General features: G+C 44.8%; 14 protein-coding genes. All 14 read right to left on the bottom strand.

Going from position 1 to position 16217, the window contains the following annotated elements; genetic code table 11:
• Positions 1 to 5: 5 nt before the first annotated feature.
• The 14 genes from zapA to DXB70_RS06645 all read right to left on the bottom strand — a co-directional run bounded on the left by zapA (position 6) and on the right by DXB70_RS06645 (position 16111).
• The gene (gene zapA, locus DXB70_RS14150; protein WP_182448426.1) at positions 6 to 1754 is read right to left on the bottom strand and encodes a cell division protein ZapA; all 1749 of its coding nucleotides are present in this window, start codon (positions 1752 to 1754) and stop codon (positions 6 to 8) included.
• An 88-nt stretch (positions 1755 to 1842) separates the two neighbouring features.
• Complete coding sequence (gene ruvB, locus DXB70_RS06705; RefSeq protein WP_117794997.1) at positions 1843 to 2865, bottom strand: Holliday junction branch migration DNA helicase RuvB; 1023 nt, start codon at positions 2863 to 2865, stop codon at positions 1843 to 1845.
• Positions 2866 to 3023: 158 nt separating this feature from the next.
• On the bottom strand, positions 3024 to 3647 hold the full coding sequence (ruvA, locus tag DXB70_RS06700; RefSeq protein ID WP_022360178.1) for a Holliday junction branch migration protein RuvA: 624 nt from the start codon (positions 3645 to 3647) through the stop codon (positions 3024 to 3026).
• A 255-nt stretch (positions 3648 to 3902) separates the two neighbouring features.
• Complete coding sequence (locus DXB70_RS06695; protein ID WP_118672932.1) at positions 3903 to 5429, bottom strand: FGGY-family carbohydrate kinase; 1527 nt, start codon at positions 5427 to 5429, stop codon at positions 3903 to 3905.
• A 3-nt stretch (positions 5430 to 5432) separates the two neighbouring features.
• Entirely contained in the window at positions 5433 to 6254 is an 822-nt protein-coding gene (locus DXB70_RS06690; protein ID WP_118672931.1) for a BtpA/SgcQ family protein, read from the bottom strand.
• A 14-nt stretch (positions 6255 to 6268) separates the two neighbouring features.
• Positions 6269 to 7105, bottom strand: coding sequence for a sugar phosphate isomerase/epimerase family protein (locus DXB70_RS06685; protein ID WP_118672930.1), 837 nt, complete (start codon positions 7103 to 7105; stop codon positions 6269 to 6271).
• A 29-nt stretch (positions 7106 to 7134) separates the two neighbouring features.
• Positions 7135 to 8034, bottom strand: a complete 900-nt coding sequence (locus DXB70_RS06680) for a sugar phosphate isomerase/epimerase family protein (RefSeq protein ID WP_147354047.1) — start codon at positions 8032 to 8034, stop codon at positions 7135 to 7137.
• Between the two features lie 45 nt (positions 8035 to 8079).
• Complete coding sequence (locus tag DXB70_RS06675) at positions 8080 to 9447, bottom strand: sodium:glutamate symporter (protein ID WP_117794985.1); 1368 nt, start codon at positions 9445 to 9447, stop codon at positions 8080 to 8082.
• A gap of 31 nt (positions 9448 to 9478) precedes the next feature.
• On the bottom strand, positions 9479 to 9889 hold the full coding sequence (locus DXB70_RS06670) for a hypothetical protein (RefSeq protein WP_022360184.1): 411 nt from the start codon (positions 9887 to 9889) through the stop codon (positions 9479 to 9481).
• A gap of 389 nt (positions 9890 to 10278) precedes the next feature.
• A complete protein-coding gene (locus DXB70_RS06665; protein ID WP_107001657.1) occupies positions 10279 to 11256 on the bottom strand; it encodes an SIS domain-containing protein in 978 nt (325 codons plus the stop codon).
• 39 nt (positions 11257 to 11295) lie between these two features.
• The gene (locus DXB70_RS06660) at positions 11296 to 12153 is read right to left on the bottom strand and encodes a fructoselysine 6-kinase (protein WP_022360186.1); all 858 of its coding nucleotides are present in this window, start codon (positions 12151 to 12153) and stop codon (positions 11296 to 11298) included.
• Between the two features lie 259 nt (positions 12154 to 12412).
• Positions 12413 to 13147, bottom strand: coding sequence for a GntR family transcriptional regulator (locus DXB70_RS06655; RefSeq protein WP_118653276.1), 735 nt, complete (start codon positions 13145 to 13147; stop codon positions 12413 to 12415).
• 406 nt (positions 13148 to 13553) lie between these two features.
• Positions 13554 to 14861 carry an AMP-binding protein gene (locus DXB70_RS06650; RefSeq protein ID WP_118672928.1) on the bottom strand — a complete coding sequence of 436 codons (1308 nt, stop codon included), beginning with the start codon at positions 14859 to 14861 and terminating at the stop codon, positions 13554 to 13556.
• 104 nt (positions 14862 to 14965) lie between these two features.
• A complete protein-coding gene (locus tag DXB70_RS06645) occupies positions 14966 to 16111 on the bottom strand; it encodes an acetyl-CoA C-acyltransferase (RefSeq protein WP_107001661.1) in 1146 nt (381 codons plus the stop codon).
• Positions 16112 to 16217 lie beyond the last annotated feature (106 nt).

Genomic DNA, 16217 nt, shown 5'->3' with positions numbered 1-16217 from the left:
ACCCATTATAACCGCAGAATTGCATCTTTCAGTTCCACCGTTCCCTGTCTCTTGGGAAATGGCTTCCGCTTCATATATGCCTCCACCTGTGCCTGACGGACAGCTGCCAGTTCCTCACGTGCTGCCCCTGCCTCCTGGAGGCTCTCTTCCAGATCTTTCTTTATCGTCTGTTTTTCCTGCTCCAGCTGGCTCAGCTGCTCTTTTACACTTTGTTTTTCCTGTTCCGTCTGCATCAGACGTGCTTCCAGCTGCGATTTTTCCGTCTGCACAGCTGTCGCCGCCTGTCTTGCTTCTTCAAGCTGTTGTTTGAAAATCTCCAGCTTGTCCTGCAAAGAAGCGATTTCACTCTGGGATGACTCGACCGCCAGACGCTGATCTTCTGCCTCCTGTTTCCAAACCTCTGCTTCTCCACGGAAATCGTTTGCTTCCTTCTTTGCATCCGCAATCTGTTCCAATGCCTCTTTCTTTGCAGCTTCTGCCTGCTCCCGGGCTGTCTGCTCCGCCCTGGCAGCGCGATCCTGGGCTGCTTTTTCCGCGGATTCCACGCGATCCTGTACCTCTCTCTTCGCACGTTCAATCTGCTCCTGCGCTTCTTTTCTTGCAGACTCAACCTGTTCCTGTGCTGTTTTCTTCACAGCCTCGATCTGTCCCTGCGCTTCTTTTCTTGCAGACTCAACCTGTTCCTGTGCTGTTTTCTTCACAGCCTCGATCTGCCCCTGCGCTTCTTTTCTTGCAGACTCAACCTGTTCCTGTGCTGTTTTCTTCACAGCCTCGATCTGCCCCTGCGCTTCTTTTCTTGCAGACTCAACCTGTTCCTGTGCTGTTTTCTTCACAGCCTCGATCTGCCCCTGCGCTTCTTTTCTTGCAGACTCAACCTGTTCCTGTGCTGTTTTCTTCACAGCCTCGATCTGCCCCTGCGCTTCTTTTCTTGCAGACTCAACCTGTTCCTGTGCTGTTTTCTTCACAGCCTCGATCTGCCCCTGCGCTTCTTTTCTTGCAGACTCAACCTGTTCCTGTGCTGTTTTCTTCACAGCCTCGATCTGCCCCTGCGCTTCTTTTCTTGCAGACTCAACCTGTTCCTGTGCTGTTTTCTTCACAGCCTCGATCTGCCCCTGCGCTTCTTTTCTTGCAGACTCAACCTGTTCCTGTGCTGTTTTCTTCACAGCCTCGATCTGCCCCTGCGCTTCTTTTCTTGCAGACTCAACCTGTTCCTGTGCTGTTTTCTTCACAGCCTCGATCTGCCCCTGCGCTTCTTTTCTTGCAGACTCAACCTGTTCCTGTGCTGTTTTCTTCACAGCCTCGATCTGCTCCTGCGCTTCTTTTTTCACACGCTCGATCTGTGCCTGTACCTCATTTTTAGCAGCTTCCGCCTGCTCAGCTGCCTCTTTTGCCGCCTTCTTTGCCGTCTCCAGTTCTTCCTCGCTGACGGTGCGCTCATTGCGGAGACTCTCGAGTTTCATCTGGGTGCTGACCATCTCATGTTTCAGACGGTATGTCTCTTTTTCCATGCTCTCTTTGTCAGATGCAAGTGCCTTCGCACTCTCTTTTTCTTTAAAATAATCATCCGCCAGATTCAGATAAGTCATAATACTCTGGTAGTCTTCCGGCATTTTTAAAAATCCCGGCTGCGCCTTGAGCTGGAAAATCTTCCCATTCAGATACGTGGCAATCTGCTGTACATATCCTTCCGTCTCACTGCCGCCCAGGCTATACACTTTTCCATCAATTAATACATCTATATACTGTTTTGCCATCGCATTCTCTTCTTTCTATCTATAATAAATATGGTTCGACGTTGTCACGTCACCCACACAGAAATACCACCTTCAAATCAATCAAATATCAAATCTCAGAAATACCGTTTTTTGCTTGATTCCAGGTATACCCGAGATGCCGATACGCTGCTTCGGTCGCCATCCGCCCACGCGGAGTCCGGTTGAGCAGACCGTTCATCAGAAGATACGGTTCATACACATCTTCCAGTGTCCCAGCATCCTCGCCCAGCGCTGCCGCCAGCGTCTCCAGTCCGACCGGACCGCCGGAAAACTTGTCGATAATCATATGTAAGATCGCACGGTCGTTGTTGTCAAGTCCCAGCTTGTCCACATCAAGGATATCCAGTGCAAAATCCGCGACTTCTTTCGTAATCACGCCGTTGTACTTGACCTGTGCAAAGTCCCTCACACGTTTTAACAGGCGGTTTGCCAGACGCGGCGTTCCTCTCGAACGTCTCGCAATCTCATAGGCGCCCGTCTTATCAATCTCCACATTCAGAACTCCCGCCGTCCGCAGGACAATCGTCTGCAGCTCTTCAGGCGTATAAAAATCCATCTTCTGCACGATGCCGAAGCGGTCGCGCAGCGGCGCCGTCAGAAGCCCCGCGCGTGTCGTCGCGCCTACCAGCGTAAATTTCGGCAGATCCAGACGAATCGAGCGCGCCGTCGAATCTTTTCCCAACATGATATCGATCGCATAGTCCTCCATCGCCGGATAAAGCACCTCTTCCACCTGGCGGTTTAAGCGGTGAATCTCATCCACAAAGAGGACGTCTCCCTCCTGGAGCCCGTTGAGAATCGCCGCAATCTCCCCTGGTTTCTCGATTGCCGGACCGGAAGTAACCTTCATACGGGTTCCCATCTCATTGGCGATAATGCCGCTAAGTGTCGTCTTTCCCAATCCCGGCGGTCCATAGAAAAGAACATGGTCAAGCGCCTCGCCGCGGGATTTCGCCGCATGGATAAATACCTTTAACGTCGATTTGATCCGCTCCTGACCGATATATTCGTCTAAGGTCTGCGGGCGGAGACTTCCCTCAATCCGCTTATCCTCCTCCGTCACCTCGGTTGTAATCGTCCTTCTGCTCATACTTGTTTCCTGTCTTTCCTGTTTTTCTCTCTCATTCAATTAAGCCATGACAGTTCCATTTTCTCATATCTGCCACACATTCCAAATTTTCATCTGACGCACAAGCACCACTATTTTTTATGATCCTGCAATTTCGAATGTCCGACACATAGGTTGTTTTACAAAAACGCCAGATATTTCAGTGATGCCTTCAATACCGCCTCGGAATCCATCTCTTCCGTCACATTGGCGCTCTTGACCGCCTTCACCGCCTCGGCATTCGTATATCCCAGCGCCACCAGCGCCTCCACGGCTTCCTTCACCGCATTGCCTGAAAGCCCGTTCCCCGCAGCCGGCGAAACCGCCGCACTGCCATCTAACAGCGGTGTCAGCAGATCCTCTGCCTGTACTTTATCCTTCAAATCGAGAATGATCCGCTGTGCCGTCTTTGCCCCAACGCCCGGTGCACGGGAGATCGCCTTCGCATCCCCAGTCATAACCGCAAGACGCAGATCCTCCGGACGCAGCGCCGACAAGATGCCAAGTGCCCCCTTCGGACCAATGCCGTTGACCCCCAGAAGCTGGCGGAACATCTCCAGATCCGAACGGCTTAAAAAGCCGTACAGGCTCATATCATCCTCCCGCACCTGCAGGTGCGTATATATCTTTACCTCTTCCCCGAGCGGCGGTAAAACTTCCAGCACCGACATCGGGACAAAAATCCCGATCCCCATCATGCCGGACTCGACCACGATACGGTCCTTTGCTTTCTCCGCCAGGATGCCTTTTACATACGAAATCACGGTAAATTCCTTTCTTTTCTCACTGGTTCAAGATCTGGTTCAAACAAAAAAAGAACGCTTCAAAATGCCTCCAAATCTTCTTTTCAGTATACCATAGCACAGTTTTCATTGCAAGGAAAGTGCGGAATTTCGAACATATATTCTGCCCGATTGATTGAATTTCATTTTTACACATTATCGGGAACCTATAAATGAAAAAGCTTTTCAATTGTAATATCAATGATTACAGTCAAAAAGCCTTTCCATATCTTTTATTTACTTGTTATGCTTAGATAAACTATGTAATATTTCCTGATTACACCTATATAATTCATCAAATAGCTTTCTAAATGGCTTGTATAACTCATGCCTCTCTAAATCCGGCTTATAAATACATTTCTTTTGGATTACTTGGCGCAAATCTGAAAAACCTTGGTAGAATCCGACTCCAATCGCTGCCATCAGTGCATCTCCATAAGCTGCCCCTATGTCTTCCTTTGGTGTTTCTAACGATACCCCTGCTATATCCGCCACCATCTGCATCCAAACTGCGTTTTTCGTTCCTCCCCCCGCCGCTGCAATCCGTTTTACAGGCAAACCATTTTCACGGAATATGTCAATATGCTGTGCAACTGAATACCCAATTCCTTCCAGTGCCGAGCGATACAAATGTCTTTTTGTATGGCTCAATGAAAGTCCCACAATCATTCCTCTTGCGTCTGGATCATTCAGCGGTGTCCTTTCTCCCGCAAAGTAGGGTAAAGTTATCAAACCATCCGATCCGGGTGCAATCTCAGAAATTCCTTTCATCATTTCTTCATATGCATTCAATCCTGGTGTTTTTTCCTTTTCCAAGCATTCAGAAAATAACTGTTCCAAATACCATTTTTGAAGTGTGCCTCCATTATTAGTTCCTGCTGCTACACTATAAGTTTCTGGAATTAAAAATGGATTTCCGCGCACTCGCTCATCCTGAATCAGCCGATCTGCACAACAATAGAAAAATAAGGACGATCCAAACTGTACCATCAGATCGCCTGGTGCAAGTACTCCTACACTGATTGCCTCAGCTGCTGAATCTCCAGTTCCAGTAATAACTGGCGTTCCTTCTTTGAGTCCTGTCTCCTTAGCTGCCTGCTTTGTTACCGTTCCACAAATATGGGTAACCGGCATTCCTTCTGCCAACTGCTCCGGCATACAAATCGGTTTACACATTTCTTTATGGATGCTCCCATCCGGATAATACAGCGGACGAAATGAAGCCATCCCCAAAAATGTATCTATTACATATTTTCCAGTTAGTTTAAATGTTAGATAAGAAGAACCTGTCAAAAACTTGTGTGTGCGTCTATATACCTCTGGTTCATGATTTTTTATCCATAAAATTTTAGCAGATACATCTCCACTGCAAATTGGACGTCCAAATAGTTTTTTTACTTTTTCTGTGCCATAATACTGTGAGAGATACTCCATTTCTTCCACGCAACGTGCATCAATACCATATAAAATTGCTTTTCGTAAAGGATGCCCGTCCTTATCAACTGGAAGGCAATCTGCTCCCAATGTGCTTCCCCCTACACAAGCAATTTTTTCTGGTTCTACACCACTCTGCTGTAAGAGCATTTTTGACAAAATGCAAAAATCATTCCACCATACCTTATCCGCGTCCTGCTCATAATAACCAGGTTCTGGATTTTCCATTCCGTGATGAGTAACTGCCCGACTTACCACCTTTCCAGACTCATCTGTTAGAACTCCTTTACTTGAATATGTACCAACATCAATTCCTAAAAAATAATGCAACGTCTATACGCCTTCTTCCATTGTACAGCGATACGCCTTAACTACATCCATAAACTCCATGACTCTCTGTTTTTCAACAAAATTCTCAAATTTACCATCTTTCTTAAAAGCAGTCCCTACACAGGCGCCATCACATTCACTAAGTTTTTCAACCACATTTTCCTTCGTACACCCTGTATTACAGAAAACAGGAACAAATCCAGAAACTGCCTTGACCCTGCGTACCAAACTTGAATCCGTTTCCTGACCAGCACTACTTCCAGAAACACAAAGACCATCTGGAAAGCAATGAAAAATCATGGATTTTGTTATTTTTTCCAGACTTCTCTCTGCTAGATATACATCCGACTCTGGATTTACCTTATATAGCAATTTCATTTTATCTAGTCCAAGTGCTTTTTTTCTACGCAAGACTTCTGGAATATTCGTATCTGTAATTCCATTTTCACCTATATAGGCACCCGTAAATGTACTTCTTACAAAATCTGCCTCGACTGCTGCTGCCAAATCGATCGTCGCCAATGGATTAGAAACAATATTGACACCAAATGGAACTTTTATCTCTTTTTTTAATTCTCCCACAATCCGTCCCATCGCTGCCACAGTTACGTAGGAAACCTTTTTTTCATACGGAAGGCTGAATTCATTGGCAATCAAAATTCCATCTACTCCTCCCTCCTGGAGCGCCTGAAGCTCTCTGGCTGCCTTTTCAATTACCTCTCCCATCGTTGCATCTTTTTCATACAGAGGATCCCCCGGCAGCGCCCGCAAATGCAACAGTGCAATGATCGGTTTTTTTACATGAAATAATTCATCTGTCCACATATTCTTTCTCTCCTCTATTCCATGTACATTCTCAAATTCTGCACATTTCTTTTGTCATAACGAAATGGATCCAGGTAATACGCCGGTGCTGTCAGTTCCTGCGTAAAATATCCCTCATATCCATTTTTTACCATGTCCTCTAAATCTTTTCTTAAGTTTCTCTTCCCTTCACCCCAGATGTAATGCCCATAGGGATCACAATCCTGAAAATGTGCATGTACAATGTTTTCCTTTCCAAAAACATCAAACCACTGCTGAATCGTTTCACCAGAAACCGACATTGCTGTCAAATCAATCATAACTTTAAAGCGCGGATGATCGACTAAATCAAATAACTGTTTCATTTGCCGCAAACTATACCCAATTCTTGATTCCTGCGGCCGTAAAGACTCTGCCACAATTGTCACGCCATTTTCCTCTGCGACCTCACAAAGTCTCTGATGCATCTCAGCTGCCCGTTTCAATCCATCCTCCTCCGCTTCATCCCAGTAACCCCATCCAGAATTTGCTTCCATCTTGTCTGCCCCCAGCGCAGCTCCCAGACGTATCGCATTTGCAAAAAATCCGAATGTTTTTTCTCTCAGTTCTGGTTCTTTTACACCAAATTGGTAACCAAACCGGCAATTCTGTGGTGTAAATACTGGACACTTCAAGCCGTGTTCCTTTAATTTTTTACGAACCGGCTCCGGATCCTGATATTCCTTTGGATCCAGCCAAAGTCCTTGATGCCCTCCCAGCAATTCTACATTTTTGATTCCCAGTTCCTGCATACAATCCAGGAAATAATCCAACGTATATTGGCAATAATGAAGATTCAATACCGAAAGTTTATCAAAATCAACTATTTTCATTTTCGCTTCCTCCTCATACAATTACTCCATTAATCCATTATAAACGGTTCTAATTCACGCATATTCTGCCGATCGGCTGCAGCCGGATCCTCCAGGTAGCGTGCATCATTCAGTGCCAGGCTTAGCAATCCTTTATATTTGTACTGATCCAGACAAATCAATTGATCCTCTAACGGTCTCAAACCATCTCCCCATGCAAGGCATCCCTGCGGACGTCCATCCACAAAACGGATATGGTATATTTTGTCTCCAAATGCTTCAAACCAGTCTTTCATCGACTCTCCTGCCACTCCAGCACTCGTCAAATTCAGGGCAGCCTGTATCTGTGGCTCATTAACCGACTCCAAAAGTTTTTTTAGTTCTGGAAGCATATTAGTAACCGTTGCGTCTTCTGGCCGTACTGTTTCCACTGCAAGAACAACCCCCTCTTCCGCAGCCGTTTTTGAAAGCCGACGCAAGGTTTGAACCGCACGTTCAAAAATACGTCTCGGATCTTCATTTCTTGCACCACCGCAGCAATTGAGTACCATCACTTTCGCACCAGCTTCTGCCGCTGCACGGATTCCATTTTCAAAATATCCGATTGAATGCTTTCTTGCCGTCTCATCATGACAGCAAAGTGCATAATTATAAATCGTACACTCCGGTGAAAAAGCTCCGATTGTCAATCCATAATCCGCTGCATTCTTTTTTAATTCAGCCGCATCCTCAAACCCATAATCATCTAGCAGGAAATGCGGTCTTGCACACCAAAACTCTATATTTTTTATTCCGAGAGCCTGCTGCGTTTTAAAGAAATAATCCAAAGTTCTGTATTTATAGTGCATATTCATTCCTGCAATCTGTTCCCGCCTTATCTTTATCATCCAGTTGTTCCTCCTCTCTACACACAAAGGCACTGCAAAAACCTTCACTCTATCAGATTTCACAGTGCCCGCTTATTTACAGATTACATTTATATCTTTTTTCTTTCCCTAAAGCTCACTTTCATCCCATGCTTTACCTGGATGTTTATGCCACCATTTGAAGACAACTGGGACAATGCAAAGCGCTGCCAGGTAAATCAAAATTGGTGTTACAGCTGCAATCCAGTTTCCCTGAACACAGGCAACCGGAACTGCCGCTAATGCAAAAATTTCAATAATTGACTCAATCGGTGTTACAATTGCTGCATCATCCAGTGTACAGCTCTTATTCTCCGGATCTACAATTCTTAAAAGTGCCATGCCGATTGCTGTTACACCGGTCGAGTAACCATATACATAGATACCTCTCTCAAACCACTCCTGTTTTAAGAGTCTCGGCGCAATCACTGTAAAGTGGAATACAACCCAGACAATTCCAAATAACATCAGCAGACCAAACGGAACTGCGTACTCAATAACAACCGGAATCTTAATTGATGCCACACCGAAAAATACAAGGAAATCAGTTGCACAGCTTCCCATACGGGAAATGATGCGGTTATCTACATATTTATCGGCTTTTATTCCTTTTAATACAAAATGAAATACAATTGCTACCAGGAAGCCGACAGAGAAACTCGGAACGCCAAGTCCGGTTGCTCCCTGAATTACATTTGTTAAAAGATATCCAATACCGGTTGGAATCAGAATCAGAAGAAGATGCCATGCCAGCGGATCAATTGCCATCGGTGAAACGGTTTCTTCGCCTAATACCGGGCGTTTTCCTTCTTCAATGAGTCCCGTGCGCATATCGTTAGGAAGCTGGCTGAAATCTTTTACAAACTTAGTATAGTTTCTTTTTGTTCCAAGTTTGATCAAAATAATTCCACCAAAAATACCGGTTAAAATACCCACCGTTGCACTTGTCATCGCCAGATCCGTTGCATCTTCCCATCCAAGTGTGCCGAGTGTCGCGCCAAGTGCTGCTGCTGTACCATGACCTCCCTGAAAGCCTGCAGGAATCAACATTCCAAATGCCGGATTTAAATCAGGAGCAAACATTTTCAGGACTACCATTGCAAAAATAATCGGCATTGCATACTGAAACGCCCAGCCAATATTGCGGAAGCAGTAGTAGCTGCCAATCCGATCAAAATTTGTTTTCCAGCCACCAGCTGAAAAATTAAAGCCCCTCAGCCCAATTGATACAAATACTGCAATAATCAGCAGACCTGCATAAGAACCAAACTGTGAAGAAAAACTGATAATTCCAAAACCATTCTGTCCTAAGGCAAGCCCGATAAATCCAGCCAGCAGACTGACCGGAACAAACAGGCTCTGCAGAATCTTGATTTTTTCCCTCAGCATTTTCGCCACAAACAGGAAAATACCTGCCCACATGAAATCCACCAACATGGAATACGCATTAAACTCCATCTTTTGTCCTCCTCATTTCTTTTTTATGATGCTACTGCAATGCTTTTTTTGCTTTTTCCCTAACCATACTCAATTCCACTTCTGTCATATCACAGTATTCGCTGTTTTCTGTTGTCGTCCCCGCATCCTGCACATATATCAGCTTTGTATCCTTCTGTGTGATCGTATTAAACCATGTTCCCTGCAAAACATTGTAAACTTTATTTGGCTCCATCGGAATTACATCAATCTTAAATGCATCATTCTCGCGGGACGCTGTCAAAAGAACTGCTTTTCCCTGAACCAGAATAAACTGCTCATCGGTTGCGTGATGCACTTCCAGATACTGAATCTTCTCAATATCATTATTAGGCTTCCAGTTTTTAATACATACGACCCATTTTTTATTGTCATATACACACTGAATACCTTCCCCTTCATACTCAAACACATCTGCTTTCATGACATTTCCTCCTACCTTCTTTTCAAATTCTTCTTGTTCCTGCAGGTTTCAAGCGAATCACTTCATATCATGTCATTATAATACATCATATATCATTATATTGTCAATGCTAATTTGTCATTTTACATATTTTTTTTTAGGGGTCAGCCTCTCTCCCTATCATATTTTTATTACGTTTTTTTTTCATCACACACATCCATATCAATTTTCACAATTTTTTTCACTTGTCTGTTATCTTTTTCAGCAATTCTTTGATGCCAAACGTTCTGATTTTTTACTTACACTATGCTCACTCTAAATTAACTTGCCCGTATGGACAAAACAGCGAAGTCTGCTCCATACGGTCAGGCCTCGCTGTCTGTCTAAGAAAATATTTAATTGGAGGATCTTTAGTATTCCACTTTCCACATATAACGTCTTTCATCCATAGAATGGCCACGCACTTCCGCCATCTGGGAAACATAGTATCTCTCAATCGGAATCATAACAACCGGATTAAAGAATTCTACGACGCTCTTATCGATTTTACCGCCATTTAATTTTTCAAAATCAATTACAATATAATTTTCCGCATAAGTGCGCAGGAATTTTAAGCAGCGTTCATCCAATGCGCGGGTTCTTCCCTCACTCATCAGAAGGATCATCGGAAGCTTCTTATCCGTTGTTTCAAATGGACCATGGAAGTACTCACCCGTATGCAGGCACACAGCATGCTTCCACTGCATCTCCATGAAATGACAGCAGCACATGGAATATGCAACTCCATAGTTTGAACCAGATGCCAGCACGTAAAATACAGGTTCATCTTTATATTTTTCTGCCCAGGCTTTTGCATCCGCCAAAACATTTTTCTTGCCTTCTTCTATAATTTCATCAATGTAACGGTATGCTTCCATCGCCTTGTCATAATTCTCCCAGTTTTCAAACTGTTTTAACAGCTCAAAACCAATCCGAAGGGCGTTCGCCTGGTTAGAATCACTATATACCTGATCATCTCCATTTGAATATGTCACAATATACTGTCCAACTTTTGCCATACCTGTCTGCATATTTCCTGTCATAGCGATTGTCACTGCACCTGCAGCATTGGCTGTTTTTACTGCCTCTACGGTCTCAGGCGTTGCCTTTAATGAACAAATAACTGCAACGCACCGCTCATCCAGTTCTTTTGGTGTTGCATGAACAAATTCATTGCTGGTATATGTAGTAGCGCTAAAAGTTTTTGCCTCACTCTGAAGAAGGTACAGCCCTGGGAAAATAGCTGCCTTAGATCCGCCGCAAGCTACAAAATACACATGCTTTAATCCACCCAGTTTGTCCATCTTTTCTTTGATCTCTGCTACAATTTCTTTTACTGATTTTTCCATCTTTCTGATCTCCTTTTCTTTTTTTGTATCAATTATTTATCAAAATGACTTTCCATGTCCAAAAGCCCCCTGAACCATACAGGTTTTCGAAGAAAACTCTGCCCCTGCTTCCAGTGCTTTCCTTATCTCTTTTTCATAAATGCTTTCTTTCATCTGTATGCCATACTTTTTCCGGCTCTCCAGAAACGAAAGCAGAAATGCCGTTGCAAATGAATCCCCTGCTCCCAGCGTATCTACTGCTTCAACCAGATGCGGCGGCTGCTCATAAAACTGCGTTCCATCAAATAGAACTGCTCCATAGCTTCCTCTTGTTGCAATTACCATTGGGCATCCAGCACGAAACATTTTCTTACAAATTTCTTCCGCATCCTCTCTCGAAACGGAACCACATGAAAGAAACGCATACGTAATATACGGAGCAACCTTTTTTACTCGTTCTTCATCGATCCACTGACCCGAAAAATCATACGATACAGAGATTCCCTGTTCTGCCAATTTAGGAAGCTGTTCATCAAAATAGCTATTATTGGTCGTGTGTACATGATCAAATGTTTTAATATACTCCAGATCTTCCACGTCCAGATTTAACGGATTTTCTTTTAATACGCCGCCTTTGTTGCTTCCGAGAAAAACACGGTCTCCGTCTACCAGCGTAACCCTCGCATAACCATTTTCTCCTTCATACTGACGGCACCGGCTGTGTTCTACCTGCAGCTCATCGAGTGTTGCTATCACATGTTCTGCAACCTCATCCCGTCCGAACACTCCCATATAAGCTGACTCTGCCCCCAGCATCCCTGCATAAACCGCAAAGTTTGCAGCCTGACCTCCCGGAAACATAAGCCTGAGATGTTCATATTTGTCGCACACATTGTCCCCAATTCCAATGACCCGCATTTTTTCATCTCCTTTGGATTGATTATATATCATTATATAATGTTATGATATCATATTATACTTATGTATGTATTTTGTCAAGTGATTTCTGCATTTTTTTACATCACTTTTTTCTAGGTACTGTTCACGCATACGTGCCCGGTAATGGAATTTCTATCATCTCCGTTTCCATGTTCCTGATAAAAAGAAAAGGCTGACTCCTGTTAGCGCAAATTTTTCTTGCTTCCTAACCTGAATCAGCCTTTTCTTTTCAATTAATTTACTCGATTCCTATTGTAGATTCACAGACATAAAATGAGCATTTTTCTCCATTAAACACCTGATGCCCTACATAAATGGGTTCCTTCTCAGCCGTATATGCCACACTTTTGATAAAAAGCATCGAAGTTCCTTTCGCCATCTGCAAAAGCTCTGCTTCCGCTGCTGTCGCCTTGCAAAGTTCAATCCATTTTTCTGAAATTGCCACTGCTGTATGAGAGTGTTCCTTCAAAAATGTAAACAATGAATTGTCATCAAATCGTTCTTCCAGAAGAAATGCATATTTAAGTGGAAAATAGTTACGCTCAATCGCCATCGGCATACCATCCGCATAGCGGACTCTGGATATATAGATAACCTGGCTGCCTTTTTCCACATTCAAAAGCCGGGCTATCTTTTCACTCGCCGGTTCCAGCCTGTTTTCAAGCATACGTCCTCCGGCCTTCATTCCCATATGAGCACACATTTCCGAAAAACTCTGCAATTTTTTCATATCTTTAGTTACTTTGCGCTGGCAGACAAATGTTCCTTTTCCTTGCTTTTTTTCTACAAGTCCTTTTTCCACCAATTCGCTGACTGCTTTTCGAACTGTAATGATACTGACTCCAAACGATTTTGCCATTTCACCTTCCGTTTGCAGCTTTTCTCCTGGTTTATATTCACCATTACTTATTTTTTGTTCAATTTTTTCTTTTAATTGGACATACAGAGGCACTGCGGCACTACTATTTAACATTTTCTTTCTCCCTGTTCCTAATAACATGAATGATATAACTCTTTATATAACAATATAAACTATATCTAAATAAAAAGCAATCCTACATTGATGCCAATGGAAAATCTACTTCCAGGACTATTCGAAAACTTGGCACCTTAAAAGAATTGCTGGTTGAACACGATCCTACAAGAGATGACGTTATGGCTTGGGCAAAAGAACAGGCCCGGATTGAAACAGACTATGAATTTATCACAAAACGAAAAAGCACCGCCGGAAAAGCTATATAGAATAAGCCTTTCTGCGGTGTTTTTCCAAACATTACTGTCAAAGACGGGAATATACCACCCTTTTCCAATTTTGTCAACGTCACTTTTGTCATTTTGCACAATAAGCAATTTTCTTTTTTGACAAGAAAAAGCATTTTTCACAGTTCTTTTTTACGAATCTTTCCACTTTCAGTCTTTGGAAACTCCTTTAGAAAGACAAATTCGCGTGGAATCTCATAATCTACCAGTCTTTCTGCCAAAAATTCCCGAATTGCCATATTGGTACAACCACATTTTCCGCTGTCACTTCCGGCAATTTCTTCCCTTTCAGCTTCTTTCTCCCACACAATCCACACTTTCAGATAATCGCGCCCATGCTCATGGACTGCCTTCACTGCCGTCTCTGCCACTCCCGGAAATGTCCGCACCGCCTCTTCGATCCGGAGGGATGACACTTTTCTCCCATTTATGTTGCAGATATCATCATCCCGCCCATCAAAATAGAAGAGTCCCTCTGCATCTGTGTGACCGCAGTCCCCAATCACCGCGTCATTTCCAATTCCAAGGATTCCATACCGCGTTTTTACATGAAAATGGTCGTTTTCAATCCAGACATCCACCTCTGGAAATGCACGGCCAACCAGCGTCGTATCTTCTTTCATCTCACTTCCATGGATATAGGTAATATAGTTCAGCTCGCTGGCGCCATAATACAATGTAATCTCCGCTTCGGGAAATGCCTTTTTAAACTGTACTGCCTCCGCACCGCCCATACTCTGGGAGCCGCTGACAAAAGAAATAATCCGGTAATTGACCGCCTGTTCCCGCTCATAGATACGCCGCAGCGCCCGCAGCTTGACAGGAATCAGATAGACGCAGGTCGCCTGTTCTGCCTCGATCATCCGCTTCCAGAGGCGCGGATCAAAGGAATCCGCCGCAACGACGCTTCCGCCGGACGCAAGCTGCGCCATATAAAGGTTCAGGTTGCCCGTAAACGCCAGGCTCCCCTGCATAAACGTAATGCTTCCCTCTCCCATTTTGAAAATTTTATTCTGAAGCTTAAAAAAATCGTGCCAGCTTTCAAAGGAGCGGAACAATACTTTCTGACGACCGGAGGTTCCCGACGTCATCACACCCATATATGCCCCTTCCGGAGGTGTCACGTCACGCAATTCATCGGAAATTTTTACATCGGACGGTGCAATCACCGGAACCGTATTTCCGTCTCCATATGCCAGAAACTGAATAAGCTGATGCGCGATCGTCGGTTCCTGGATCCAGTGGATGTGACGTTTTCCCTGTTTTTCTTCTATCTCTTTCGGATGTTTCCTTACACGTTCTGCCGCCTCGATGAGCTCCCCGAACGTATAGCGCTCTTTCTCCGTGATCAGGGCTTCCCACTCTGGCGGGTATGCCCGGAGCGCATCCAGATATGTATTTATACGTTGTGTCTGTATTTCTTTCATGATTAATTCCTGTCTTTTACTTATTTTTATGTAGAACTTTTTACCAATTTGAGCTTTTAAATTTACCACATTTACTTTTTATATCATTCAAGCACTGTCTTCATCTACTTCATTACTTTCTCCACCAGAATACTGCTTCCGATCCCTCCGGCGGCTGCCACGCAGCACATTCCCAAATGCCCATTTTTATGTTCCAGTGCTTTCATCAGATGCAGCAGAATCATTGCGCCGGAGACTCCATATGGATGCCCATAGGCAAGTGCCCCGCCCCAGATATTATAACGGTCTTCAATCCCCGGAAATGCACGTTCAAATAGAACATCAATAACGGCAAACGCTTCATTGACCTCAAAAGCATCGATCTCCTGATAAGAATGCCCCGTTTTTGCAAGTATCGCCTTAGCAGCGCTGACGGCTGATTTTGGGCTCATCATCGGATCATCCCCGATCGCTGTACCAAACCGGAAACGGCATTCTGCTTTCCGTCCCTGTTCCCGCAAAAACCGTTCCGAACAAAGTACCACAAATGCCGCGCCATCGTGCATCAGGCACGCATTTGCCGCCGTGATTTTCGTGCCATTTGGAAGCAGATACGGCAGGCGGTCGATCAGACGCTGGCTCATTGTCGGACGGATTCCCTCATCCCGGCTGCTGCCGTCGATGGAAACCGTTATATCCTCCAATATTCCCTCTTTGCGCGCCTGCGCCGCCCTCTTATGGCTCCGGAGCACCCAGGTGTCCATCTCTTCCTTAGAGACATTTTCCCGGATCGCAGTCTCCTCCGCGCCCTCTAACATAACCTGCTCGCCGCGCTTTCCCGGCACAAACTGTGCAACCGTATACACCTTTCCACCGTCATACTCCGGATGGTTCGGGGACATCATGCGGTACGGCTGTACCGAAGAACTCTCCATTCCCCCGGCAATGACCAGATCCGCCATCCCGCTCTCAATCTTGGCTGCGGCCGCGCTGATCGCCTCCAGCGCCGACCCGCACTGCAGATCCAAAGTAACCGCCGGAATCCGCTCTGGAAACCCTGCCGAAAGTGCCGCCAGACGCGTGATATTGCCGCCTCCCCCGACCGCATTTCCTCCTATTATATAGTCGATCGCATCGGTTGGAAGCTCAAATCGCGAAACCACCTCCCGCAGCACCTCCGCCCCCAGCTTTTCCGCCGGGATATGACGGTACATTCCATCTTTCACCCCGATGTAACTGCGCAAACCGCCCAGAATATATACGTGATTCATACTTTTCTCCTGTTTTTCTTCTATTCCTAATTAAAATTAAAGGGATGCGGCAACGGACTCCTCATGCCTCCTGGCTGCATTTCTGCACTAAAAGGCTGATTCTGTT

This window comes from Clostridium sp. OM05-5BH (assembly GCF_003481505.1).
GTDB lineage: Bacteria > Bacillota > Clostridia > Lachnospirales > Lachnospiraceae > Otoolea > Otoolea fessa.
This window is presented reverse-complemented; position numbering and strand designations above follow the sequence as displayed.

Bases quoted from the DNA above. Each gene is read 5' to 3' on its own strand.
- zapA (WP_182448426.1), bottom strand. From the start codon at position 1,754: ATGGCAAAACAGTATATAGATGTATTAATTGATGGAAAAGTGTATAGC.
- ruvB (WP_117794997.1), bottom strand. From the start codon at position 2,865: ATGAGCAGAAGGACGATTACAACCGAGGTGACGGAGGAGGATAAGCGG.
- DXB70_RS06690 (WP_118672931.1), bottom strand. From the start codon at position 6,254: ATGTGGACAGATGAATTATTTCATGTAAAAAAACCGATCATTGCACTG.
- DXB70_RS06685 (WP_118672930.1), bottom strand. From the start codon at position 7,105: ATGAAAATAGTTGATTTTGATAAACTTTCGGTATTGAATCTTCATTAT.
- DXB70_RS06675 (WP_117794985.1), bottom strand. From the start codon at position 9,447: ATGGAGTTTAATGCGTATTCCATGTTGGTGGATTTCATGTGGGCAGGT.
- DXB70_RS06670 (WP_022360184.1), bottom strand. From the start codon at position 9,889: ATGAAAGCAGATGTGTTTGAGTATGAAGGGGAAGGTATTCAGTGTGTA.
- DXB70_RS06665 (WP_107001657.1), bottom strand. From the start codon at position 11,256: ATGGAAAAATCAGTAAAAGAAATTGTAGCAGAGATCAAAGAAAAGATG.
- DXB70_RS06660 (WP_022360186.1), bottom strand. From the start codon at position 12,153: ATGCGGGTCATTGGAATTGGGGACAATGTGTGCGACAAATATGAACAT.
- DXB70_RS06655 (WP_118653276.1), bottom strand. From the start codon at position 13,147: ATGTTAAATAGTAGTGCCGCAGTGCCTCTGTATGTCCAATTAAAAGAA.
- DXB70_RS06650 (WP_118672928.1), bottom strand. From the start codon at position 14,861: ATGAAAGAAATACAGACACAACGTATAAATACATATCTGGATGCGCTC.
- DXB70_RS06645 (WP_107001661.1), bottom strand. From the start codon at position 16,111: ATGAATCACGTATATATTCTGGGCGGTTTGCGCAGTTACATCGGGGTG.